Origin of the sequence: Pseudomonas sp. MYb2, assembly GCF_002979955.1 — a bacterium.
Taxonomy (GTDB): Bacteria; Pseudomonadota; Gammaproteobacteria; order Pseudomonadales; family Pseudomonadaceae; genus Aquipseudomonas.
In genome coordinates, this window is the sequence record NZ_PCQC01000008.1 from 163071 (window position 1) to 187462 (window position 24392).

The following is a 24392-nucleotide window of genomic DNA, read 5'->3' on the forward strand; positions in this document are numbered from 1 at the left end:
ACCAATCCCTGTAGAAAAAAATAATCACAAAATACTACGCCTCTCACCGGGTATCGGCGAGGGCAGTTCCTGGATTGCAGAGGCCTTGCCTGTGACTCAAGCATAGTCGCAAGTCAGGACTTCTGATGATCCCAAGCGGTTCACTGCACAGTGACAGATCATTGTTGCGAAAGGACTTTTTCAACAGATACAAAAAAGGCCACTCTTTCGAGTAGCCTTTTTTGATGTTTGGTTGCGGGAGCCGGATTTGAACCGACGACCTTCGGGTTATGAGCCCGACGAGCTACCAGACTGCTCCATCCCGCGTCTGTGTGGCGGCATTCTACAGACGAACGACGGGGTGTCAACCGCTAATCCCATAAAGGGTCAAATAAGTGTGGAATCGCGTCAAACGGTCGCAGGTGACGCGTTAAGCTGCGGAAATGCAAAGAATTCCTGTTTGGCGCTCGCTTCTCTATAAGAAGACGAAATTCAAAAAAACACACGCGCACAAAAAAGGCCACTCTTTCGAGTAGCCTTTTTTGATGTTTGGTTGCGGGAGCCGGATTTGAACCGACGACCTTCGGGTTATGAGCCCGACGAGCTACCAGACTGCTCCATCCCGCGTCTGTGTGTCGGCATTCTACAGAGGAACGCCGGGGTGTCAACCCGCAATCTGGATAAAATCTGTTGAGGTTCAATCGGTTAGCGATTTTTGTCGGGTGTTTTTTACGTTGCAGGGCAGGTGGGGCAAGGCTTTCAGCTCTATTGGCGATCGTTTGTCGATTGAGAAAATAAATTCAAAGGCCTTTTCCTACGTGCGCAAAAGAACATTCATACCACTGGTGCTATATACAGGTGTCAGTGAGATACTGCCGATCCGGTTCGCCACGTTTCCTTTTCTGACATGACACAGCGAAAAATCATCCACATCGACTGCGATTGTTTTTACGCCGCCATCGAGATGCGCGATGACCCGCGTCTGGCCGGCAAGCCTTTGGCGGTGGGTGGTTCGGCGGATCGGCGAGGGGTGATCGCCACCTGCAACTATGAAGCGCGGGCATACGGCGTGCGCTCGGCGATGGCGTCGGGGCATGCCTTGAAGCTGTGCCCGGACCTGACCATCGTCAAGCCGCGCATGGACGCTTATCGCGAAGCCTCGAAAGAGATTCATACGATTTTTGCCGATTACACTGACTTGATTGAGCCTTTGTCGCTGGATGAGGCGTATCTGGACGTGTCGGACAGCGCGCATTTCGGCGGCAGTGCCACGCGCATTGCGCAGTACATCCGTCGCCGAGTCTCCAATCAATTACACATCACTGTGTCCGCAGGCGTAGCGCCGAACAAGTTTCTGGCGAAGATCGCCAGCGACTGGAAAAAGCCCAACGGCTTGTTCGTGATCACCCCGGATCAGGTCGAAGACTTCGTCAGTGGTTTGCCGGTGAGCAAGTTGCACGGTGTTGGCAAGGTCACGGCGGACAAGCTGGGCAGGCTCGGCATCGTCGACTGCTCGCAGTTGCGCGAGTGGGACAAGTTGGCCCTGGTGCGTGAATTCGGCAGCTTCGGTGAGCGACTGTGGAGTCTGGCTCGTGGGATTGATGATCGCTTGGTGCACAACGACAGTCGGCGTCAGTCAATCAGCGTGGAAAACACCTACGACGTTGATCTGCCGGATCTGCGCAGTTGCCTGGATAAATTGCCGGAACTGCTGGAAACCCTGAAAACACGGATGGCACGGATCGACAGCAGTTATCGGCCGGGCAAGCCGTTCGTCAAAGTGAAGTTTCATGATTTCACCCAGACCACGCTGGAGCAGGCCGGGGCAGGGCGGGATCTGGGCAGTTATCAGTTGATGCTGACGCAGGCGTTCAATCGCGGCGGGAAACCGGTGCGGTTGCTCGGGGTCGGGGTGAGGCTGGAGGACTTGCGCGGCGGGTTTGAGCAGATGGAGTTGTTTGAGCGGTAGTCCGTTAAAAGCAAAAGATCGCAGCCTGCGGCAGCTCCTACAGAGAAATGCGTTCCCATGTAGGAGCTGCCGCAGGCTGCGATCTTTTAATAGGCTTTAATTCGGTCCTGGATCCGCCACCAAGCGCCCGGCATCCTTGGTCAGCGACTTGAGAAACTCAGTCTGTAACTCAGGATCGTTGCGCGTCAGTTCGATCAGGCTTTGTTCCAGTTCGCTGGCTTCTTCTTCCAGACCCAGTTCCGACAGACGCTTGACCCGGTGTACCCACTGGCTCACTTCGTCGTCTTCGAGGTCGTCATAAATCAGCCCGTGCGCTTCCAGCAACTTGCCACGCAGGTGACTGCTGATCATCAGCGTCGAGTCCGAGTGCACGTCATCCTTGCTGTCTTCGACACTGATCTGCAATTTGCCGACATGATTGAGATCATTTTCAGCAAAGGGACTGTCGAGCAGATTCAGGCGCAGTACACCGTTGCGATCGGTGGTCATGTCGAAGGTCTGTTTGCCAGCCTTGACCTGTACCGGGCGCTCACTCCATGGCAGGCTCGAATACTCCGTGCGCTTGTCGCGCTGGACTTCATCGATGCCCGCGAGGTTTTGTTGCGCACGACCGTTGGACTGTACGTTCATGAACGGATTGAGCCCGGCAAAACCGTAGCTCAGCCAGTCCTTGGTCACGCTGTCCGGCAGGTTGCCCAACGCAAAAACGTTGACCACATTCGCACCGACGCCGCCGACCACGGCCACTACGCCCAGCGGGATCTCGTAGGCCTCCCGCCAAGGCTGGTAAGGCGTGTAGCGATCGTAATGACGGGTGACCTCGAACTCGGTGACTTCGAAAGTCTTCTGTTCGTTGATCTTCACGCGCCGCTGCGGCAGCTCAAGCGCCTTAGGCTCACCGACATCAATCTGCAGGCTGTGGTCGAGCAACTTCCGCTCGACCCGCTCTTCGTGCTCGCTGCGTTGTGACATGTGATTGGCACAGCCGCTGACCAGCAGGGCACCGCACAGGGCGGTGCCTCCGAGGCCTAAGGTGTTTCGCTTGAACATGACGTCTCTATCTGGTTTCAGCGGCGGATACGGGCCTGCAGGAAGGACAATACGTCAGCCACCGGCAATGCTTGCGCTTCGCCTTCGGTACGACTCTTGTATTCCAGGTTGCCTTCGGCGAGGCCGCGGTCGCTGACCACGATCCGGTGAGGAATGCCGATCAGTTCCATGTCCGCGAACTTGATGCCCGGGCTGGTTTTCTTGTCGCGATCGTCTAGCAGCACTTCGAAACCGGCCGCCGTCAATTCGGCGTACAGCTTGTCGGTGGCTTCGCGCACCTGCTCGGTTTCATAACGCAGCGGTACCAGAGCGATCTGGAACGGCGCCAGGGTGTCGCTCCAGATGATGCCGTTGGCGTCGTTGTTCTGCTCGATGGCCGCAGCCACCACGCGGGAAACGCCGATGCCGTAGCAACCCATTTCCAGGGTCACTGGCTTGCCGTTCTCGCCCAGTACTTCGCACTTCATTGCTTTGCTGTACTTGTTGCCCAGCTGGAAGATGTGCCCGACTTCGATGCCGCGCTTGATTTCCAGGGTGCCTTTGCCGTCCGGGCTTGGGTCGCCAGCGACCACGTTACGCAGGTCGGCCACGGTCGGAACCGGCAGATCACGCTCCCAGTTCACGCCGAAGTAGTGCTTGTCGTCAATGTTCGCGCCGATGCCGAAATCGCTCATCAGTTCGACCGAGCGGTCGATGAGGATCGGCAGCGGCAGGTTCAGCGGGCCGAGGGAACCTGCGCCGGCGCCAATGGCGTCACGCAGTTCGGCGTCGGTGGCCATGACCAGCGGGTTGGCCACGCCAGGTTGCTGGGCTGCCTTGATTTCGTTGAGCTCGTGGTCGCCACGGATGACCAGCGCGATCAGCTTGCCTTCTTCTTCGGCGCGCACGATCAGGGTCTTGATGGTCTTTTCAATCGGCAGATTGAATTTTTCCACCAGTGCCGCGATGGTTTTGGTGTCTGGCGTGTCGACCAGGCGCAGCTCTTCGGCCGGCGCTGGACGCGAAGTCTCGCGTGGCACGGCTTCGGCTTTTTCAATGTTCGCGGCGTAGTCGGAACCGTTGCTGAAGACGATGTCGTCTTCGCCGGACTCGGCCAGTACGTGGAATTCGTGCGAACCGGCACCACCGATCGAACCGTTGTCGGCTTCAACCGGACGGAATTTCAGGCCCAGACGCGTGAACACGTTGCAGTAGGCTTCATGCATGCGGTCGTAGGTGACTTGCAGCGACGCCTGATCTGCGTGGAAGGAGTAAGCGTCCTTCATGATGAATTCGCGGCCGCGCATCAAACCGAAGCGTGGACGGATTTCGTCACGGAATTTGGTCTGGATCTGGTACAGGTTGATTGGCAGCTGTTTGTAGCTGCTCAACTCGTTGCGCATCAGATCGGTGATCACTTCTTCGTGGGTCGGGCCCGCGCAGAAGTCGCGACCGTGGCGGTCTTTGATGCGCAGCAACTCAGGGCCGTATTCTTCCCAGCGCCCCGATTCCTGCCACAGCTCGGCCGGTTGGGTGCTCGGCATCAACACTTCCAGAGAGCCGGCGGCGTTCATCTCTTCGCGAACGATGGCTTCAACCTTGCGCATGACTCGCAGGCCCATGGGCAGCCAGGTGTAAAGGCCCGAGGCGAGTTTGCGGATCATCCCGGCGCGCAGCATCAGCTGATGGCTGATCACGACCGCATCGGAAGGCGTTTCTTTCTGTGTGGCGAGCAAAAATTGACTGGTGCGCATGGTTGGCCGTTGTCGGTTGCTATGACTGGAAATGACGGAGCAGTGTACCGGCGAGTTTTGCTGACGTACAGGCGTGCGGCCGGTGTAGAGGTTCAACAGCGGAATTCCTCCCGCCGTTGAGGAAACGTCTTACGATTCTTCCGCGACAGGTGTCGGTACCGGCTCGGGCGTTGGCGTCGGGCCTTCACGGCGGCTCTCCTGGAACCAGTGCAATGCGATCAGCACCAGCGTCGGTACGCCGAGCAGCGCGGTTATCAGGAAGAAGCTGTGATAGCCGAACTTCTCGACCAGAACCCCGGAATAACCACCCATCAAACGTGGCAGCAAGAGCATGATCGAGCTGAGCAGGGCGTATTGCGTGGCCGAGAACTTCAGGTTGGTCAGGCTCGACAGGTAGGCAACGAACGCCGAAGTCGCGAGGCCCGAGCTGAAGTTATCGAGGGAAATGGTCACCACCAGCATCTGCAGGTCCGGGCCCATGTCGGCGAGCATCACGAACAGCAGGTTGGTAGCTGCCGAAGCGACACCACCGATAAACAGAATCGGCAGAATGCCGAAACGCACGATCAGCAGGCCGCCCATGCCGGCGCCGACGAGGGTCATGATCAGGCCAAAGATCTTGCTGACACTGGCGATCTGATCCTTGGTGAACCCCTGGTCGATGTAGAACACGTTGGCCATCACGCCCATCACCGTGTCCGACATCCGATAGGTAGCGATCAGGCCGAGCAGCAATAGCGCCTGCCAGCGGTAACGCAGAATGAAGTCGTTGACCGGTGTCAGCACTGGCGCCAGACCACGGCGGCCCATGGTCGACAGGCACAGACCGGTCAGCAGCGTATAGAGAATGGCGCGCAGAAAGGCGCGGTCTTCGAGCAGCAGGTCGAGCGGACTCATGCCGCCGAACAGCACGCTGGCGAAATCGGTGTTGTAGAGCTGGGTGAACATCGCCGGTACGGACACCAGCAGCACGATCAGCACGAACACCGACATCAATTGATGCATGAAGGTGTAGCGCCCGGCCTGCAGCTGAGTGCGCAGCGGCACCGGCGGCTCGCGCATGAACAACGTGGTCAGCAGCGCCGGCACCATCAATGCACCGAACAGCACATAGGTGCCAGTCCAGGCCGAGTGTTTGTAATTGAAACCGGTAGAGCCGAAACCTTCGGCGAAAAACAATGCGCCGGCAGTTGCGAGCAGGGCGGCGACGCGGTAACCGGACATGTAACTGGCGGCGAGGGCGGCCTGACGGTTGTCTTCGGCGATTTCCAGGCGATAGGCGTCGACCGCAATGTCTTGGGTGGCGGAGGCGAAAGCGACGACAACGGCAATGGCGATCAGCCAGGACAGATGTTTCTGCGGATCACAGAACCCCATACCGATCAGGCCGAGGATCACCAGCACCTGAGAAAGCACCAGCCATGAACGGCGGCGGCCAAGTTTGCCGAGCAGCGGCAGGCGCCATTGGTCGAGCAACGGTGACCAGACCCATTTGAACGCATAAGCCAGACCGATCAGGCTGGCGTAGCCGATGGTTTCACGGGCGACGCCCGCTTCACGCAGCCAGACTGAAAGCGTCGAAAACACCAGCATGTACGGCAGGCCGGCAGCGAAACCGAGCAACAACAGCACGAGCGTCGAAGGACTGGCATAGGCGGCGAGCGCGGCGCGCCAGGTTTTACGGGGCATGGGCTGAAGTCTGCCTCAAGATTGCGAAAACAAAGCGCGCACTCTAACCGCTGTGCTCTACCGGACGCCAGCCATGGCGCTGAATATCCACACGATTATTCCGGACGGTGATGCCTTCCATGCGCAATCTGGCCCTTTGTTCGTCGCCCGACGGGCTGCCCACCGGCAGGCTGATCCGCCCACCAGCGCCCAGCACGCGGTGCCAGGGCAACTTGGTATCGTCGGGCAATTGACTCAACGTACGACCGACCCAGCGGGCGGCGCGCCCCAACCCGGCCAGTTCGGCCAACTGACCATAGCTGACGACTTTGCCCTCGGGGACTTGCGCGAGGGTCGAGTAGAGCGCCGTGCGTCGGATTTGCGCTTCGCTCTCATCTTCGTGGATCGGGTCTGTCACGGGCGTGGTTCCTGAACTTCGGCGCAGTTGTCGCTGCGAGGGTAATGCGTGACTGCGCAGTTGAGAAATGAACTCAATAGAAATAGTCCGGTCAGTCCTTGTCAGGGTCTTATTCCTACGGATAATGCCGACTTTTTCGCAAACTTGAGCCTTTGATTCGCTTATGTTGTCCAGATCCCTGCTGTGCCTAGCTGTTTTCAGTGCGTCCACGCCCTTGCTTGCCGACACCGTCTGGTTGAAGAACGGTGACAAGTTGAGCGGCACCATTACCGTGTTCGATGGCGGCAAGCTGTTGATCCAGACCAAATACGCTGGCGCGGTCACGATTGACTGGAAAGAGGTCAAGACCCTGGACAGCGATCAGCACTTGCTGGTCAAGCAGGATGCCTACACCGGCGAAGTGTCCAAATCGCTGAGCGCAGCGGAAGACGGCAAGGTTACCCTGGCCAATGGTGAGGCGCCGAAGACGGTCGAGCTGGCGAGCATTCAGCAGATTCTCAAGCCCAAACCGGTGGTCGAGGATCTGGTCTGGAAGGGTAATGTCGACCTGGCGCTGGACTATCAGCGTGCCGAGAAGGATACCGACGACTATGACGTCGGCTTCAAGACCACTGCGCGGCATGGTCGCTGGCGGCACATCGCGGAAGGTGAATACAACCGCGAAGTGCAGGACGATGTAACCACCACCGACAACTGGCGCGCGGAATACTCGCTGGACCGCTTCCTCACTGATCAGTGGTTCTGGCAGGGGCGTTTGAATTACAAGCGTGATCACATCGAAGAGCTGGCCCGCCAACGCGTGGTGGGTACCGGTCCCGGTTACCAGTTCTGGGACGATGAGCTGGGGGCGTTCTCTCTCGGCTCGCTGCTCAACCGCACTGATTACGAGTATCGCGATGGTAGCAAGGACAACTTCTACTCCGTCGCCATGAAGTGGGACTACAACCGCTACCTGATTGGCAAGAAGGTCGAGTTCTTCACCAACGGTGAAGTCGGCAAGCCGTTGTCTGGCGTGGCTGACTACGCACTGGATGCCGAGATGGGCTTGCGCTACAAGGTCACCGACTGGGCGTCGCTCAATCTCAAGGCGGAGCGTGACATCATCAGCGGCACTAACGATGCCGATCTGAACAAGACCCGTTACACCGCTGGGTTTGGCGTGGCCTGGTAAGGCAAAAGCAGAGATCGCAGCCTTCGGCGGCTCCTAAAGAGGATTGATATACATCCTTTAGGAGCTGCCAAAGACTGCGATCTTTTTTTGCGCGCTGAAAAATAGTCGCCCACAAAAAAGCCCCGCTTTTAAGGGCGGGGCTTTTTTCTAAAGAAGCTACAAGTTAGATAACTTGTACTTCCTCAGCTTGCATGCCTTTCTGACCGCGGGTAGCGATGAAAGAAACCTGTTGGCCTTCTTTCAGGCTTTTGAAGCCGTCGGATTGGATAGCTTTGAAGTGAACGAACAGGTCGTCACCGGATTGTGGAGTGATGAAGCCGAAGCCTTTTTCATCGTTGAACCACTTAACGGTACCGGTTTGGCGATTAGACATGGTGTAACTCCTTGAACAAAGATAACTGCGACTCAGGAAGAACCCTGGCCGAGACTGAGTGCAAAGAGCAGGAAAAATTCTTGTAGATGGTTGGATCGAAATTCAACATATCGTGTAGAGATTCTCAGTGACACAAGCAGCACAGTGGCGCCACCTTAACCCTTTTTCCGAGACGTGCCAATGCTTCTTGCGAAGGTTTCTTCGATTTAGGGATCGGCGGTGTGACGGTTCGTCGCCAGACCGCGTAAATCATGGGGGATCGCCGAGAATTGCAGTGCGCACTTTGAACGAGGCGGCGCGCCCGGTAAGATGCCGGACAGAATTTTTCCACCTCGCTATTCAGGACACCCCGCCATGAGCATCAAATCGGACAAGTGGATTCGCCGCATGGCGCAGGAACAGGGCATGATCGAGCCGTTCGTCGAGCGCCAGGTGCGCGGCAGCGACGACAGCCGAGTGATCTCCTACGGTGTGTCGAGCTACGGCTACGACGTGCGTTGCACCAACCATTTCAAGGTGTTCACCAACATCAACTCGTCGATCGTCGACCCGAAAAACTTCGACCCGGGCAGCTTCGTCGACGTCCACAGCGACGTCTGCATCATTCCGCCGAACTCGTTCGCCCTGGCCAGCACCGTCGAATACTTCCGCATTCCACGCAACGTATTGACCATTTGCCTGGGCAAGAGCACTTACGCGCGTTGCGGCATCATCGTCAACGTCACGCCGCTTGAGCCTGAGTGGGAAGGTCATGTGACCCTGGAATTTTCCAACACCACCAACCTGCCGGCGAAAATCTACGCCAACGAAGGCGTGGCGCAGATGCTCTTCCTTGAATCCGATGAAGAATGTGAAGTTTCCTACAAGGATCGCGGCGGCAAGTACCAGGGCCAGCGTGGCGTGACTCTGCCGCGTACCTGATTAGTCCATCCGGCGGATGTCGGGAATTCTTTGGCGGGCAGACACTCTATGGGGTGTACTGCCCGTTCTTGCTTCTGGCAAAACGGGCCTTCGCCGAGGAGTGCTCCATGAAGATCGATCCGCATATCAGTGCCGAGCTGGCAAGGCTTGAGCCCAATCAGGTTGGCGTATTGGCCTGGTCCCTGTTGGCACAACCATCCTTGAGCATGGCCGGTGGAATTCCCGGACAGCCTGATCCCGACACGCCCAACGAACAGCCGACCGAACCGGGCGAGCCGACCCTGCCGGATGAGCCACCACCGGCGCCGGTGGCCTGATGCTTGTGCTTTTGTAGGAGCGAAGCTTGCTCGCGAAGCGGTCTGTCTGTTTCATCCTGGGTGAATGGGCGGACGCCTTCGTGAGCAAGCTCTGCTCCTGCAGGGTTGAGGGGCGGTTCAACTGACTGGCCAGATTTGGTTATCACCGATGACAAAGATTTTGCAGCAGTCATCCCTCTCGACCGGATAACCGCCGGTAAACGCGCCGAACGCGGGCATCAGACTGATGCGTTCACCCAACCTGAAACACGCCAGCCGCAAACTCTGGCGGCCCTTGCCATGCAGCCGATAAACCGGATGCACATGTCCGGCCAGCACATGCCGTTGAGGATGTGGCTCGGGCTCGTGCTGCAGGGCGAATGGGCCCAACAATAGCGGCTCTGGCACCACTCGAATGTTCAGCGCCGCCGGTGGATCCCCTGCGCGTTTGTCATGATTGCCGCGAATCAGCGTCATCGGCAGACCCGCGTGGCGTGCACGCCATTCCGCCAACGCCCCTAAAGTGCCCGCAGCGTGCGAGCCGGGGCCATGCAGGAAGTCTCCGAGAAATATCAGTTGTCGGCAGGGCAGCGTTGCCAGCAATCGATCAATCACCGCGATATTGCTCGCCGTGGTGCCCTGCGGAACCGGTTGGCCGAGGCTGCGGTAAGCCGCGGCTTTGCCGAAATGCACGTCGGCTATCAGCAGCGCCTGTTGCGCCGGCCAGTACAGGGCTTTTTCCGGCAGCAGCCAAAGCTCTTCCCCGGCCAGTCTTACGGGATAAGGCGTATTCATGGGCGTTTGCCCTTGTCGGCCGATTTTTCCAGATCCCCGACCATCCGTCTGATCCGGTCGGCGAGTTTTTCCGAACTCATACTTTCGCGCATGCGCTCCACCAGCAACGGAAAGCCCAATGGCGTAGGACGTTTGATCTGCTGCAGGTCGAGTTTCATCCGATTGATGCGATCCAGCGTCTGTTCCAGTCGACGAATATCCAGCTCTTCGCGCAGGACTTCTTCCCCGGCCTGGGCGAGCAACAGGTTGTCCGCGTCATATTGTTTAAATACTTCAAAGAACAGTCCGCTCGAAGCCTGCACCTGTCGGGTGCTTTTCGGCGCGCCGGGGTAACCGCCGAACACCAGTCCGGCAATTCGCGCGATTTCGCGAAAACGCCGCAAAGCCAGTTCGCCAGCATTGAGACTTGCCAGAACGTCAGCCAAAAGATGCCCAGGGTCGAGCAGTTCAGCGTTGAGCTGCTTCGACCAATCCACCGGCGTGGCACTGAGCAGCTCCAGACCGTAATCATTCACCGCAATCGAGAACGTCACCGGTTGGCGCTGACTGACGCGCCAGGCGAGCAAACTCGCCAGCCCCAGATGCACCTGCCGCCCGGCGAACGGATAGAGGAAAAGATGCCAGCCCTCGCGGGATTTCAGCACCTCCGCGAGCATATTGTTAACGGTCGGCAGACCCGACCAGCGAGCCTGAGTCTCCAGCAGCGGTCGCAGTGCCTGCATTTCCGCGCCGATGAACTCACCTTCTGCGGCCGCACTGAAGCGTGTCACCACGGCTTGCGCCAGTTCATTGGAGAGCGGCATGCGCCCGCCATTCCAGCGCGGCACCGCCGCTTTTTTCACGCTGCTGCGCTTGACGTAAGCGGTCATGTTTTCCACGCGCACCAACTCCAGCAAACGCCCGGCGAACAGAAACCCATCGCCGGGTTTGAGCCGGGCGATAAAACCTTCTTCGACGCTGCCCAGCTGTTTACCGCCGCCGCCCTTGCTCCAGAACTTCAGGTTGATGCTGGCATCGCTGACGATGGTGCCCACGCTCATGCGGTGGCGCCGTGCCAGACGCGCATCCGGTACACGCCAGACGCCATGTTCATCCGGTTCAACCCGGCGGTAATCCGGATAGGCTGTCAGAGACATTCCGCCGTGGCGTACGAAAGCCAGCGCCCACGTCCAGTCCGCAGGCGTCAGATCACGATAAGCCCAGGCGCTGCGGACTTCTTCGTACAACTCATCCGGCAAAAATCCACCACCCAGCGCCATGCTGACCAGATGCTGGACCAGCACATCCAGCGGTTTGTGCGGTGACAGGCGCGGTTCGATGCGCCGTTGCTCGACTGCATCGCGGGCAGCAACGGCTTCGATCAATTCAAGGCTGTGGGTCGGCACCAGCGTCACCCGAGAGGTACGCCCGGGTGCATGGCCCGAACGCCCGGCGCGCTGCATCAGACGTGCGACACCTTTGGCCGAACCGATTTGCAGCACGCGCTCGACCGGCAGAAAGTCCACGCCCAGATCCAGGCTCGAGGTGCAGACCACGGCTTTCAACAGGCCATCCTTCAAGGCTTTCTCGACCCAGTCGCGGGTGTCGCGAGACAGAGAGCTGTGATGCAGCGCGATCAATCCAGCCCAGTCCGGCCGCGCTTCAAGCAACGCCTGATACCAGATCTCCGACTGCGCCCGGGTGTTGGTGAAGACCAGCGTGCTAACACAGGCGTCGAGTTCGGCAACGACCTGGGGCAGCATCTTCAGACCGATGTGCCCAGCCCACGGAAAGCGCTCAATGGACGGCGGGATAAGGGTGTCGACTTTCAGCGATTTTTCGCTTTGCCCGTGAACACTGATGCCATCGCCCTGTGGGATCAGTACTTCCTCGGCGTGGGATTGATTACCGAGCGTGGCGGAGACGCCCCAGACAATCAGATCCGGTTGCCAGCGCCGCAAACGCGCGAGGGCCAGTTGCAATTGCACACCGCGCTTGTTGCCAAGCAGTTCGTGCCATTCGTCGACGACGATCATCCGCAGCGTCGACAGCGCTACCTGCGCATCAGCGCGGGCCAGCAGCAATGTCAGGCTTTCCGGTGTGGTGATCAACGTGGTCGGCAGGCGTCGACTTTGGCGGGCGCGTTCGCTGCTGCTGGTGTCGCCGGTGCGCAGACCGATGCTCCACGGTATTTGCAAATCCTCGACAGGGGCTTGCAGCGCGCGTGCGGTGTCGGCGGCGAGGGCGCGCATGGGCGTGATCCACAACACGGTCAGTGGTTCGGCCGGTGGTTTGCGCTTGCGAGAGGTTTCAACGATGGCAGCGGGTTTGGCGAAACGGTTGAGCGCAGCGAACCACACCGCATAGGTTTTGCCGGCACCGGTGCTGGCATGGAGCAATCCGGATTCCCCACGTTTGACCGCCGCCCAGACTTGTTTCTGAAAAGTGAACGGCTTCCAGTGGCGGGCGCTGAACCAGATTTTTGCGAGGTCGGGCGAGATGGGCATGCCGGCTACGTGCGCTCAGAAGATGTTCTTCCAGTGACCATGCAGCGCTATGACAAGTTTAATTTCCATCACTTCGCAGCCGCGAGCAACCGCAGCTATGCGAGGTGAAAATCAGACTTCAGAGGCCGTGGTTTTTCCGGGGACAATGGAATTGACGGTAGGCGGGAACGCGCAGTTTTCCGGCACCTTCAGCGGTACCGATGGAAATGCAATCCTGATTGAAAATGGCAGTTTCAAGTTCGATCATCCAGCTTGAACCTGATGCCTGAATAACAGCAGCCGGAAAACCGGCTGCTGCTGCTGTTTCAACCCTGAGGCTACTTCAGGTTGCCACTGAGAAATTGCTTCAAGCGTTCGCTCTTCGGGTTACCCAATACGTCTTCGGGCGCACCTTCTTCTTCCACCAGACCTTGGTGCAAGAACAGCACCTGGCTCGACACCTTGCGCGCGAAGCTCATTTCGTGGGTGACCATGATCATGGTTCGACCCTCTTCAGCCAGGCCTTGAATCACCTTCAACACTTCCCCGACCAACTCCGGATCGAGCGCTGAAGTCGGTTCGTCAAACAACATCACTTCCGGTTCCATCGCCAACGCCCGAGCGATCGCCACGCGCTGTTGCTGACCGCCAGAAAGAAATGCCGGGTACTGATCCGCCACCCGCGCCGGCAAGCCGACCTTGTCCAGATAACGCCGGGCACGATCGTCGGCTTCCTGTTTGCTGCAACCCAGTACCCGGCGCGGGGCCATGGTGATGTTTTCCAGCACGGTCATGTGGCTCCACAGGTTGAAATGCTGAAACACCATGGCCAGTCGCGTGCGCAGGCGTTGCAGTTCATCGGCGTCGGCGACATGCATGCCGTGGCGGTCGGTGACCATACGGATCGCCTGGCCATCGAGGCTCATGGCGCCGTCGTTGGGTTGTTCGAGAAAGTTGATGCAGCGCAAAAAGGTGCTTTTGCCCGAGCCGCTGGCGCCGATCAGGCTGATCACGTCGCCGGTCTTGGCCTTGAGCGAAACGCCTTTGAGCACCTGATGGTCGCCATAGCTTTTGTGCAGGCCTTCAACGGTCAGTTTGTACATGGGACAGACATCCTCAAGGCGAAAGTAGGTAGCCGCTGCGGTAGGCTTCGGCGCCCGCGACGTGGGCGATGACCATGCCGGCCGTGGCCATGCGTCGCAGCGAACGGGCATACAGCAGGCCGGCGGCGACGCAATGAATGGGGGTGACCTTGTCGTGGATCGGGTCGATGATTTCGGCGATTTGCTGGCCGGCTTCCAGGTATTGCCCTGCTGTGACGCTGTACACCAGCAAGCCGCCAACCGGCGTGGTCACCGGTTCGACACCGGCCAGCGGGGTGGCCGGAAACGGCAATGGCGGCTGCGGTTTGGTTTCGCCGACGATTGCATCGAACTGGATCAGATAGTCGATCAGCGCCTGACAGTCGCGGCTGGCCATCGGATGATTGACGTCACCTTGGCCGCGCAACTCGACGGTCACCGAGAAACTGCCGAGGGGAATCTCGAAATGTTCGGCGAAGCGTTCCTTCAATTGCCACCACAACAGGGTGAAACATTCGTCGAACGACTGGCCGCCGGAATCGGTGGCCAGCAAGCTCGCCTGAGCCTCGATATAACGCGCCAATGGCTCGACCTGCGGCCAGGCTTCAGGCGTGGTGTAAAGGTGCACCACCGATTCGAAATCGCAGTGCAAATCCAGCACCATGTCGGCATCGCACGCCAACCGTTGCAGGGTCAGGCGCTGGGATTGCAGTTGCGTAGCGGCGGTCTGGCGGGCGAGGGCGTCACGCAGATGCGTGCGGATAAGTTCAAGGTTGTGCTGCGGATCGTCGTTCAGCCTGCCCTCGATGGCGTTGCCGATTTCCTCGCTGAGGTCGACGAACCAGCGGTTGAAGTTCTGTCCGCTTTCCAGTTCGTAGCGGCCCAGCGGCACATCCATCAGCACTTGTTCGAGGCCGACCGGGTTGGCCACCGGTACAAGCACGATCTGACTGCGCAGGCGGCCGGCAGCTTCCAGCTCCGTCAGGCGCTGCTTGAGATGCCAGGCGACGAGCATGCCCGGCAATTCGTCGGCATGCAGTGAAGACTGGATGTAGATCTTGCCTTTGGCCCGCTCCGGGCCAAAGTGGAAGCTGTGGATCTGTCGTGCGGTCCCCGGCAGCGGGGCCAGCAAGTCATGGATCAGGTGGCGCATTTGCTGTGTTGTCCTAGTGAGTCGGGCCGAGGAAGGCCAGCCATCGGCGTTCGGCAAGGCGGAACAGGCCGACCAGCGCAAAGGTAATGGTCAGGTAGATCAGCGCGGCGATGCCGAACGACTGAAAGGTCAGGAAGGTCGCCGAGTTGGCGTCCCGCGCGACTTTCAGGATGTCGGGGATCGTCGCGGTGAAAGCCACGGTGGTCGAGTGCAGCATCAGGATCACTTCGTTGCTGTAATAAGGCAACGAACGGCGCAGCGCCGACGGCATGATCACGTAGGCATAGAGCTTCCAGCCGGTCAGTCCGTAAGCCTTGGCGGCTTCGACCTCGCCGTGGTTCATGCTGCGGATCGCCCCGGCGAAAATCTCCGTGGTGTAGGCGCAGGTATTGAGGGCGAACGCCAGAATCGTACAGTTCATCGCATCGCGAAAGAAACTGTCGAGCAGCGGCTGCGCCCGCACGGCGGCCAGGCTGTAAATACCGGTGTAGCAAATCAGCAACTGGATATACAACGGCGTGCCACGGAACAGGTAGGTGTAGAACTGCACCGGCCAGCGAATGTAGAAGTGCGGCGATACCCGCGCGATCGACAAAGGAATCGAGACGAGGAAACCGATAACGATTGAGGCCGTGAGCAGCCACATCGTCATCGCCAGCCCGGTGATGTTCTGGCCGTCGGTATAAAGGAAGGCGCGCCAGTATTCCTGCAGAAGTTCGATCATCGCACGGCCTCCCGGGCACCGGCGGCGTAGCGGCGTTCCAGCCAACGCAGGATGAAGTTCGACGCACTGGTGATCAGCAAGTAAATAAACGCAGCAAGGACCAGGAAGTAGAACAGTTGATAGGTGCTTTTACCGGCGTCCTGCGCGGCTTTGACCAAGTCGGCCAAACCGATGATCGACACCAGTGCCGTGGCCTTGAGCATCACCATCCAGTTATTGCCGATGCCCGGCAAGGCGAAACGCATCATTTGCGGGAACACCACGAAACGAAAGCGCTGGCCGCGTTTGAGGCCATACGCGGTGGCAGCTTCAACCTGACCACGCGGCACCGCGAGGATCGCGCCACGGAAGGTCTCGGTGAAATACGCACCATAAATGAAGCCCAGGGTCAGTACCCCGGCGCTGAATGGGTTGATCTCGATGTATTCCCATTCCATGTAGTCAGTCAGGGACGTCAGCCAGGTTTGCAGGCTGTAGAAGATCAGCAGCATCAGCACCAGATCCGGTACGCCGCGAATCAGCGTGGTGTAGAGCTGGGCGGGCAGGCGCACCAGTTTGATTTTTGACAGTTTGGCACTGGCGCCGAGCAGGCCGAGCAACACGGCCACCAGCAGCGACAACGCCGATAATTTGATAGTCATCCAGGTGCCTTCCAGCAACAAAGGACCAAAGCCCTTGAGGCTGAAGGCGGCGAGCCCCAGATTTTGCAGGAGGGTTTCGAACATAAATCAGCAACCTGAGCGGATGGAAAAGGCGCCCATCGATGATGGGCGCCGGGGCATTATTTGCCGCTGTACAGATTCAGATCGCCAAAGTGTTTCTTTTGAATCTCGGCGTATTTGCCGTCATCGTGTAACGCTTTGATACCTTTATCTAAAAGCGCCTTCAGCTCAGTGTTACCTTTCTTAATACCGACAGCGGTCTTGGCTGGCAGCAATTCGCTGTCCACTGGCTTGCTGACGTCATAGTCGGCGCCCTGTGGCGACTTCAAAAAGCCCAGTTCGGCTTGCAGCATGTCCTGGATACCGGCGTCGAGGCGGCCGGAGGTCAGGTCGGAATACACTTGATCCTGGTTCTGATAGGCCTGGGTTTTCACGCCGGCCTTGTCCAGCACGGCTTTGGCGTAGGCCTCTTGAATAGTGCCTTGCTCGTAGCCGACGGTTTTGCCCTTGAGGGACGCGACGTCTGCGGTGATGCCGGAACCTTTCTTGAACACATAAGCGGTCGGGCCGGAGAACAGTTCGCTGGAGAAGTCGATGACTTTTTCGCGGGCCGGGGTCACGGTCATCGACGAGATCACACCGTCGAATTTGTTGGCCTTGAGGCCCGGAATCATACCGTCGAAGTCACTTTCGACCCACTTGCACTTGACCTTCAGTTCGGCGCAGATCGCGTTGCCCAGGTCGATGTCGAAGCCCACCAGGCTGCCGTCGGCCGCTTTCGACTCAAACGGTGCGTACGAAGGGTCAACGCCAAAGCGCAGCTCTTTGTATTCCTTGGCCAGCGCGGAGCCAGCGGCCATGCACAACGCCAGTGCAGAAAGGGTCAGCAATGCTTTTTTCATTATTCAATCCCTAAGAACCAATATGAGCGCTTGTGGCGCAGAATTATTGTTACTGGAACGCGTACGACCTATAGAAAGTAGCAATTTCCGAACCATAGTCCCGAACAAGCGTTTTAAAAGGTTGGGCGGGGGATGTTGAGGGCGGTTGGATGCCCGGAAACGGGCATTGCTATTTCGTTGCACCCTTTCGGATCAAACACCAGGTTTTGATCGTTCCCACGCTCTGTGTGGGAATGCAGCCCGGGACGCTCCGCGTCCCATCCAGAGCCGAACGCGGAGCGTCCGTTGAGGCATTCCCACGCGGAGCGTAGGAACGATCTTCGCGTCATGTTGAACTCAGGCGAGAAGATCCTGCAATGTGGCTAGGCTATCCGCCTCATCCACGGTTTTATCTTGTCGCCAGCGCAGCATCCGTGGAAACCGCACGGCAATTCCGCTCTTGTGTCGCCGCGAAAGGGCGATGCCCTCGAAACCCAGCTCAAACACCAGGCTCGGTTTCACGCTGCTCACCGGGCCAAATTTCTCCACCGTGGTCTTGCGCACGATGCTGTCGACCTGACGCATCTCCGCATCGGTCAGTCCCGAATAGGCCTTGGCGAACGGCACCAGCGCCCGTTGGCTTGACTCCGGTGGCCCGTCCCACACGGCAAAGGTGTAATCGCTGTAGAGACTAGCCCGTCGACCATGCCCTCGTTGCGCATAAATCAACACGGCATCGACACTGAACGGATCGACTTTCCACTTCCACCAGACGCCCATGTCCTTGGTGCGGCCGACGCCATACAGCGAATCCCGCGCCTTGAGCATCATGCCTTCGACCCCCAAACGCCGAGAGGCCTCGCGCTGACGGGCGAGGTCGAACCAGTCACTGCCAGTCAGCACGGGGGAGGGCAGCAACACCGGGCTGTTGCAGCTTGCGATAACCTCTTCAAGTTGCGCACGACGTTTGGCTTGCGGCTGGTTGCGCCAGTCTTCGCCCTGCCATTCGAGCAAGTCGTAGGCGAGCACCACCACCGGCACGTCTTCGAGGATTTTCTTGTCGAGAGTCTTGCGGCCGATGCGTTGTTGCAGCAGAGCGAAGGGCTGTACGGCCGGTGGTTCGGTCGATTGCGGATCGAAGGCGTCTTCAGTGCGCGGATGCGTGCTCTTCCACACGACGATCTCGCCATCGATCACCGTGCCGTCCGGCAAACCGTGGACCAGCACATCCAGCTCGGGGAAGCGCTCGGTGACCAGTTCTTCGCCGCGCGACCACACCCACAAGCGGCCCTCGCGTTTGACCACTTGTGCGCGGATGCCATCCCATTTCCATTCAATCTGCCAGTCGCTGGCCGGGCCGATCAGCGCTTCAAATTCCTCAACCGGTTGCGACAACGCGTGGGCGAGGAAAAATGGATACGGCTGTCCGCCGCGCTGGGCGTGTTCGTCGGCGGATTCCGGGGCAATCAGTTTCAGGTAACTGGCGGCGCTGGGGCGGTTCGACAGGTCGGTGTATCCGACCAAACGCTGCGCCACGCGCTTGCTGTCCAGCCCGGCCATAGAGGCCAAGGCTCGGGTAACCAGCAATTTCGACACGCCGACGCGGAAGCTGCCGGTGATCAGTTTGATGCACAACATCAGGCTTGATCGATCGAGTTGTGCCCACAGCGCTGGCAATTGTCGGGAAAGAAACTCCGGCGTTTCACCAAGCAGCGGCAGCAGTTTGTCCTCGATCCATTCGGCGAGGCCGGCTTCAGAACTGTGCGGGTTTTCCGGGAGTACCAGCGAAATGGTCTCCGCCAGATCGCCGACCGACTGATAGCTCTCCTCGAACAGCCACGGTTCGAGGCCTGACATCTCCACGGCAATTTCGCGCAGAATCCGCACCGGGACCAATTGCCGAGGCCGTCCGCCGGACAAAAAGTACACCGCCCACGCCGCGTCCTGCGGTGCCGCCAGGGCAAAGTAAGCTTGCATCGCTGCCAGTTTGGCGTTGCTTGAAGTGGTGGCGTCGAGCTCGGCGTACAACTCGGCGAAGGCTTTCATGTTGAAGTCTCGGCGACGGTGGGTTCGGCGGCGATGTTGTCTTCCTCGTCATCACCGTATTCGGTGTTAAAGCCTTGCGCATCCAGACCGTTCTCGCGCAGATGACGCACCAGCACACCGATCGAACCGTGCGTGACCATCACCCGTTCGGCACCGGTCTGGTTGATTGCCCACAACAGGCCAGGCCAGTCGGCGTGATCGGAAAGGACGAAGCCGCGATCAACACCGCGCCGCCGCCGGGTACCGCGCAGGCGCATCCAGCCGCTGGCGAAGGCATCGCTGAAATCACCGAAACGGCGCATCCAGCTACTGCCACCGGCCGAGGGCGGGGCGATGACCAGTGCCTCACGCATCCGTGGATCATTTTTGGCGACGTTACCGGCGTAGATCGTCGGCGGCAGATACACGCCGGCCTCGCGGTACACCCGATTCAGCGGCTCGACCGCGCCGTGGCTGAGGATTGGCCCGAGGCTTTCGTCAATGCCGTGGAGAATCCGCTGGGCCTTGCCGAACGAATAGCAGAACAACACGCTGGCTTTGCCGGCGGCAATGTTCGCTGCCCACCACTGATTGATCTCGGCGAACACCTGCGCCTGCGGCTGCCAGCGATAGATTGGCAGGCCGAAGGTCGACTCGGTGATGAAGGTGTGGCAGCGCACCGGTTCGAACGGCGCGCAGGTACCGTCCGGCTCGATCTTGTAATCGCCGGACGCGACCCAGACTTCGCCGCCGTATTCCAGACGCACCTGTGCCGAGCCGAGCACGTGGCCGGCGGGATGAAAGCTCAAGGTGACACCGTGATGGGTGAGGCGCTGACCGTAGGCGAGGGTTTGCAGGTTGATGTCCTGCCCCAGTCGTGCGCGCAGAATCCCTTCGCTGGCGCTGCTGGCCAGATAATGCTGGTTGCCGGTGCGGGCGTGATCGCCGTGGGCATGGGTAATGACCGAGCGCTCGACGGGGCGCCACGGATCAATGTAGAAATCCCCGGCAGGGCAATAGAGACCTTCGGGGCGGGCGATAACAAGGTCCATGTCGTTACCAGGAATGGGGGCTTGTTAGCTATGAGGTTGGCGCGAGTCCAGAAGTTCTATCGACTTTGAAGAGCAACCCTCACCCCAGCCCTCTCCCAGAGGGAGAGGGAGCCGACCGAGGTGTCTGGCGCTATCCATCGACCTGAAAAACCGAGTCGATTATGGATTCGACACAGCAAGAACCAAGCAAATCTCGGATCTGGAAAGACACGAACCGATCCAATTCCGGATTCAGCACAGCACCTTCAGGTCGGCGCAAGTCTGCAGCAACCTCCAATCAGTCCCCTCTCCCTCCGGGAGAGGGCTAGGGTGAGGGGCTTTTGATTTACAAGGCCGACCGAGATGCCCGACGAGTTAAACCGAGCAAATTCCGGATTCAGCACAGCACCTTCAGGTCGGCGTAGACCTGCAGCAACCCCCAATCAGTCCCCTCTCCCTCCGGGAGAGGGCTAGGGTGAGGGGCTTTTGATTTACAAGGCCGACCGAGATGCCCGACGAGTTGAACCGAGCAAATTCCGGATTCGGCACACTCCTTCAGGTCGGCGTAGACCTGCAGCAACCCCCAATCAGTCCCCTCTCCCTCCGGGAGAGGGTTAGGGAGAGGGGCTTTTGACCTTTGCCTTATTTGCCGGGAGTAAGAGTCAAACGGGTTTTGCCGTACACCCGGTCAAAGTTCTGCGGCTGCATCGGCAAACCAATGTATTGCCCCTTCAACCACGCATCAATGCCATTGAGATAGTTCGGGCTGAGCGGATTACCCGATTGCCCCGTACCGTTCTGCCCCATCAGCGGTTCAGCCTGACCGAAGTCGACGATAAAGCGCATCGACGGCGCGCGCGTGGTGTTGAAGTCCTGACCCCAGGCGAAGGCCGACGTGTTCAACGTGGTGTGGTCGCCACCCGCCGCCAATGGGCCGCGTACCGTCTGACCATTGCTGTTTTTCCAGGCATAGCTGTGCAATTTGCCCCACTGCCAGGCGCGGTGATCGCCGCCCAACTGACTGTCGCCAGCGCTGATCGCCGCCGCAAGACTGCGGGCAAGAATCACTGCTTTGTCTTCTTTCTGCGGCGTGCGAGTGTCGTCCCAGAACGGGCTGTCTTCACGTCCCAACAGATGATCGGCCTGCGCCGCGTAGGACAAATCCCCGTTGGCAATAAACGCTTTCCACGCCGCGCTCGATTCCGGGCCGAGTTCGTCGAGGAAAATCTGCTTCATGCTTTCTTGCAGGAACAGTTCGTACATCGCCGCATCGGCCGATGTCGGGCTGAGCTTGCCGTCGAACGCCATCAGCCGCGTCAACGCCTCGCGGGCCTTGCTGCGATCCGCTTCCGGCAGCGCATCGATGGCCTGCTTCAGCGGCTGCTTCATGCCTGGAGCTTCAAACACTTTTTTCAGCTTGGCGGCGAACGTGGTGGTCTGGTCGTATTGCATGGCGATCACGCTGCGGCTGTCGTGTTTGCCGCTGCCGGCCAGTTCCGCCAAGCGTTCGCCACGCTCCGGCGCCGCCCAGGAATTCGACAACTGCATGCCGTAACCGTGAGGAATCACGCGCTGGTTGGCGGTGCCGAGCCAGCCTTGCGCCGGGTCTTGATCGTAGGGGTGCAGCATCGGGTCGGCGTAACCGTCCCAGTCGTAGCGGCCTTCCCAGCCTGGCGATGGCAGCAGACCTTCGCCTTCACGACGGTTCGGGAAACGGCCAGTGACTTGCCAGCCAATGTTGCTCGCGTCGGCAAACACCAGATTCAGCGCAATGGCGCGGATCTCGCGGCTGGCGTCCGAAGCACGTTCAACGGTTTGTGCGCGGGTCAGATCGAAAAACGCATCCAGCGACTTGTCGTCGGTGAAGCTCGGCGTCTGCAAGGCCAGGCCGAAACCGCTGCCTTGTGCGGCGGCTTGAGCACTGTTGAGCAACGCGCCATGACGGGTTTCGTACACCGCTTCACGAACCGGTCGCTGGCCTTTGACGAAATAGGTTTCGTTGCGCACGCCCAGCGGCTGCCATTTGCCATTGACCTCATAGGTCAGGCTGCTGCCCTGGCGACGGATTTTTTCCAGGAACAGGTCCTGGTTGTCGCCGAGCACGCTGGTGGTGCTCCACGCCACTTTGCCGTTGAAGCCACCGAGCACCAGCGGCAGACCGGCGACGGTGACGCCAGCGGCCTGATATTTCGGGGCGCGGATCTGCACGAAGCTCCACAGCGACGGCGCGGCCAGCGGCCCGTGGGCGTCGCTGGCGAGAATGCTTTTACCGCTGCGGCTGCGTTGCGGGGCGAGCGCCCAGTTGTTCGAAGACGTAGCACCGAGCATGTTCAGTGTCGACAGTTGCTGGCTGGCGCTGCTCAATTCAGTCAGGCCGGGAATCTGCCCGTTGAGTTTGAGCCCTTGCAGCTTGTCGGCTTCGGCCAGTGGCAGATTCTCGTCGGGTGCGGACGGCGTCAGCCAGGCGAGTTTGTCGGTGGTCACGGTTTGCGCGAGCACCAGCGAGGAAATTTCTTCCGGCAGGTTGGCTGACTGGCTGAAATTCAGCAGGGCGAAAATCAGCGCCGAATCTTCCGGTTTCCAGTATTCAGGCTTGTAACCGCTGGAGGCGAGGTCGCCCGGCAACTTGTCGGCGTAGCGGAACAGGTAGGCATTGACCCCCCGCGCATAGACTTCGAAGAAGCGCTTGAGGCGTGGCGACGAAGCCTTGTACAGCTCACCGGCGCTTTTCTTCAGGTTGACCGCGCGCATGTAGCGGTCGGCATCGAGCATCGAGGCGCCGGACATTTCCGCCAGACGGCCCTGAGCCAACAAACGCAGGGTGACCATCTGGTTGATGCGGTCGCTGGCGTGCACGTAGCCGAGGCTGAACAGCGCGTCGTGGAAGGTATTGCTTTCGATCAGCGGCATGCCCATGGCATTGCGGCGTACCGACACGTTCTGCGCCAGACCCTTGAGCGGTTGCACGCCGGAGGTCGGCGGCAGGGTGTCCTGGGCGTTCCAGTTCTGGCAACCGGACAGGCCCAAAACACCGGCCACTGCTGCGGCAACGCCGAACCGGGGAAGAAAATGAGTAAGGGCTGGCGAGGCCATGGCAAAGCTCCTGCGGGGGGTAGCGTCAGTAAAGGCGCTACGTTAGTGAGCAGGAGGTGGCCGCGCAAGCGGGGGCGGGGGTTATTTGTGTATTTCTGTCGAATGGAAAAGATCGCAGCCTGCGGCAGCTCCTACAGGGACGCGCATTCCAATGCAGGAGCTGCCGCAGGCTGCGATCTTTTGATCTTCATTCAGGATTTCGGCGGATTGATCTTCTGCACCAGCGCATACGCCTTCACGGTCGCCGGGCGATCCTTGATGTGGTTGAACCAGCGCTGCACATGCGGGAAGTCTTCAAGGTTCTGGCTTTGCCATTTGTGCGAGACGATCCACGGATAGATCGCCATGTCGGCAATGCTGTATTCGCTGCCGGCGACGAAGTCGTTGTTGGCCAATTGTTTGTCCAGCACGCCATACAGCCGCGCGGTTTCATCAATGTAGCGTTTGATCGCGTAGGGGATTTTCTCCGGCGCAAACTGGCTGAAGTGATGATTCTGCCCGGCCATCGGCCCGAGGCCGCCCATTTGCCAGAACAACCATTGCAGGGCCGTCTGCCGACCGCGCAGGTCTTTGGGCAGGAACTGGCCGGTTTTTTCCGCCAGATATAAAAGAATCGCCCCTGATTCGAACAGCGACAACGGCTCGCCGCCATCGGCCGGCTCGTGATCGACGATGGCGGGGATGCGGTTGTTCGGCGCGATCTTCAGAAAGTGTGGCTGGAACTGCTCACCCTGGCTGATGTTGATCGGGTGCACGTTGTACGGCAGGCCGGCTTCTTCAAGGAACAGGGAAATCTTGTGGCCGTTGGGGGTGGTCCAGTAATACAGGTCGATCATGGAGAACTCCAAAGCAGAAATGGATTTGCGTGCGGACAGCAAACGCCGGCGTCAGGTGATCCCGTGT

20 protein-coding genes and 2 tRNA genes are annotated in these 24392 nt (G+C 59.3%); 4 read left to right on the forward strand and 18 right to left on the reverse strand.

All coding sequences use genetic code 11. The features are described from left to right. Nucleotides 1-229: 229 nt before the first annotated feature. Together CQ009_RS16220 and CQ009_RS16225 are read right to left on the reverse strand one after the other, a co-directional pair. Nucleotides 230-306, reverse strand: a tRNA-Met gene (locus CQ009_RS16220). A 223-nt stretch (nt 307-529) separates the two neighbouring features. Further along, nucleotides 530-606: transfer RNA gene (locus CQ009_RS16225), tRNA-Met, on the reverse strand. Between the two features lie 280 nt (nt 607-886). Between CQ009_RS16225 and dinB the strand changes: the two genes are divergently transcribed. Then, nucleotides 887-1948 carry a DNA polymerase IV gene (gene dinB / locus CQ009_RS16230; RefSeq protein WP_105707427.1) on the forward strand — a complete coding sequence of 354 codons (1062 nt, stop codon included), beginning with the start codon at nt 887-889 and terminating at the stop codon, nt 1946-1948. Between the two features lie 96 nt (nt 1949-2044). Here dinB and CQ009_RS16235 read toward each other — a convergent pair whose 3' ends face one another. The 4 genes from CQ009_RS16235 to CQ009_RS16250 all read right to left on the reverse strand — a co-directional run bounded on the left by CQ009_RS16235 (nt 2045) and on the right by CQ009_RS16250 (nt 6817). Continuing rightward, nucleotides 2045-2998 (reverse strand): hypothetical protein, encoded by a 954-nt coding sequence (locus CQ009_RS16235; protein WP_105707429.1) that lies wholly within the window; start codon nt 2996-2998, stop codon nt 2045-2047. 17 nt (nt 2999-3015) lie between these two features. Then, nucleotides 3016-4731 (reverse strand): proline--tRNA ligase, encoded by a 1716-nt coding sequence (locus CQ009_RS16240; protein WP_105707431.1) that lies wholly within the window; start codon nt 4729-4731, stop codon nt 3016-3018. Between the two features lie 129 nt (nt 4732-4860). Then, entirely contained in the window at nt 4861-6420 is a 1560-nt protein-coding gene (locus tag CQ009_RS16245) for an AmpG family muropeptide MFS transporter (RefSeq protein ID WP_064393102.1), read from the reverse strand. A gap of 43 nt (nt 6421-6463) precedes the next feature. Beyond that, nucleotides 6464-6817: an MGMT family protein gene (locus CQ009_RS16250; protein WP_105707433.1), complete on the reverse strand. Its 354-nt coding sequence runs from the start codon at nt 6815-6817 to the stop codon at nt 6464-6466. 163 nt (nt 6818-6980) lie between these two features. Here CQ009_RS16250 and CQ009_RS16255 point away from each other — a divergent pair, with 163 nt between their 5' ends. Then, on the forward strand, nt 6981-7988 hold the full coding sequence (locus CQ009_RS16255) for a DUF481 domain-containing protein (RefSeq protein WP_064393100.1): 1008 nt from the start codon (nt 6981-6983) through the stop codon (nt 7986-7988). A gap of 163 nt (nt 7989-8151) precedes the next feature. On the opposite strand, the gene CQ009_RS16260 is transcribed toward CQ009_RS16255, so the two are convergent. Beyond that, on the reverse strand, nt 8152-8361 hold the full coding sequence (locus tag CQ009_RS16260) for a cold-shock protein (protein ID WP_002554837.1): 210 nt from the start codon (nt 8359-8361) through the stop codon (nt 8152-8154). Nucleotides 8362-8715: 354 nt separating this feature from the next. Between CQ009_RS16260 and dcd the strand changes: the two genes are divergently transcribed. Next, nucleotides 8716-9282, forward strand: coding sequence for a dCTP deaminase (gene dcd / locus CQ009_RS16265; RefSeq protein WP_008083888.1), 567 nt, complete (start codon nt 8716-8718; stop codon nt 9280-9282). Nucleotides 9283-9389: 107 nt separating this feature from the next. Beyond that, nucleotides 9390-9599 carry a hypothetical protein gene (locus CQ009_RS16270; RefSeq protein WP_064393099.1) on the forward strand — a complete coding sequence of 70 codons (210 nt, stop codon included), beginning with the start codon at nt 9390-9392 and terminating at the stop codon, nt 9597-9599. Nucleotides 9600-9716: 117 nt separating this feature from the next. On the opposite strand, the gene pdeM is transcribed toward CQ009_RS16270, so the two are convergent. The 11 genes from pdeM to CQ009_RS16330 form a co-directional block, all read right to left on the reverse strand. Next, the gene (gene pdeM, locus CQ009_RS16275; RefSeq protein WP_064393098.1) at nt 9717-10373 is read right to left on the reverse strand and encodes a ligase-associated DNA damage response endonuclease PdeM; all 657 of its coding nucleotides are present in this window, start codon (nt 10371-10373) and stop codon (nt 9717-9719) included. Beyond that, nucleotides 10370-12859 (reverse strand): ligase-associated DNA damage response DEXH box helicase, encoded by a 2490-nt coding sequence (locus tag CQ009_RS16280; protein WP_105707435.1) that lies wholly within the window; start codon nt 12857-12859, stop codon nt 10370-10372. The genes pdeM and CQ009_RS16280 overlap by 4 nt, the downstream gene beginning before the upstream one ends. A gap of 317 nt (nt 12860-13176) precedes the next feature. Further along, the gene (locus tag CQ009_RS16285) at nt 13177-13941 is read right to left on the reverse strand and encodes an ABC transporter ATP-binding protein (protein WP_034154958.1); all 765 of its coding nucleotides are present in this window, start codon (nt 13939-13941) and stop codon (nt 13177-13179) included. Nucleotides 13942-13954: 13 nt separating this feature from the next. Beyond that, nucleotides 13955-15073, reverse strand: a complete 1119-nt coding sequence (locus CQ009_RS16290; RefSeq protein ID WP_105707437.1) for a succinylglutamate desuccinylase/aspartoacylase family protein — start codon at nt 15071-15073, stop codon at nt 13955-13957. 13 nt (nt 15074-15086) lie between these two features. Further along, nucleotides 15087-15797, reverse strand: coding sequence for an ABC transporter permease (locus tag CQ009_RS16295; RefSeq protein ID WP_008083897.1), 711 nt, complete (start codon nt 15795-15797; stop codon nt 15087-15089). Then, a complete protein-coding gene (locus tag CQ009_RS16300) occupies nt 15794-16522 on the reverse strand; it encodes an ABC transporter permease (protein WP_105707439.1) in 729 nt (242 codons plus the stop codon). Before CQ009_RS16300 ends, CQ009_RS16295 begins: the two co-directional genes overlap by 4 nt. 56 nt (nt 16523-16578) lie before the next feature. Then, nucleotides 16579-17361 (reverse strand): transporter substrate-binding domain-containing protein, encoded by a 783-nt coding sequence (locus tag CQ009_RS16305; protein ID WP_007918608.1) that lies wholly within the window; start codon nt 17359-17361, stop codon nt 16579-16581. 336 nt (nt 17362-17697) lie between these two features. After that, the gene (locus CQ009_RS16310) at nt 17698-19386 is read right to left on the reverse strand and encodes an ATP-dependent DNA ligase (RefSeq protein WP_105707441.1); all 1689 of its coding nucleotides are present in this window, start codon (nt 19384-19386) and stop codon (nt 17698-17700) included. Continuing rightward, the gene (locus CQ009_RS16315; protein ID WP_105707442.1) at nt 19383-20417 is read right to left on the reverse strand and encodes a ligase-associated DNA damage response exonuclease; all 1035 of its coding nucleotides are present in this window, start codon (nt 20415-20417) and stop codon (nt 19383-19385) included. Before CQ009_RS16315 ends, CQ009_RS16310 begins: the two co-directional genes overlap by 4 nt. Nucleotides 20418-21038: 621 nt before the next feature. Then, complete coding sequence (locus CQ009_RS16325; protein ID WP_105707446.1) at nt 21039-23489, reverse strand: penicillin acylase family protein; 2451 nt, start codon at nt 23487-23489, stop codon at nt 21039-21041. Between the two features lie 191 nt (nt 23490-23680). Continuing rightward, the gene (locus CQ009_RS16330; protein ID WP_105707448.1) at nt 23681-24325 is read right to left on the reverse strand and encodes a glutathione binding-like protein; all 645 of its coding nucleotides are present in this window, start codon (nt 24323-24325) and stop codon (nt 23681-23683) included. Nucleotides 24326-24392: the final 67 nt, after the last annotated feature.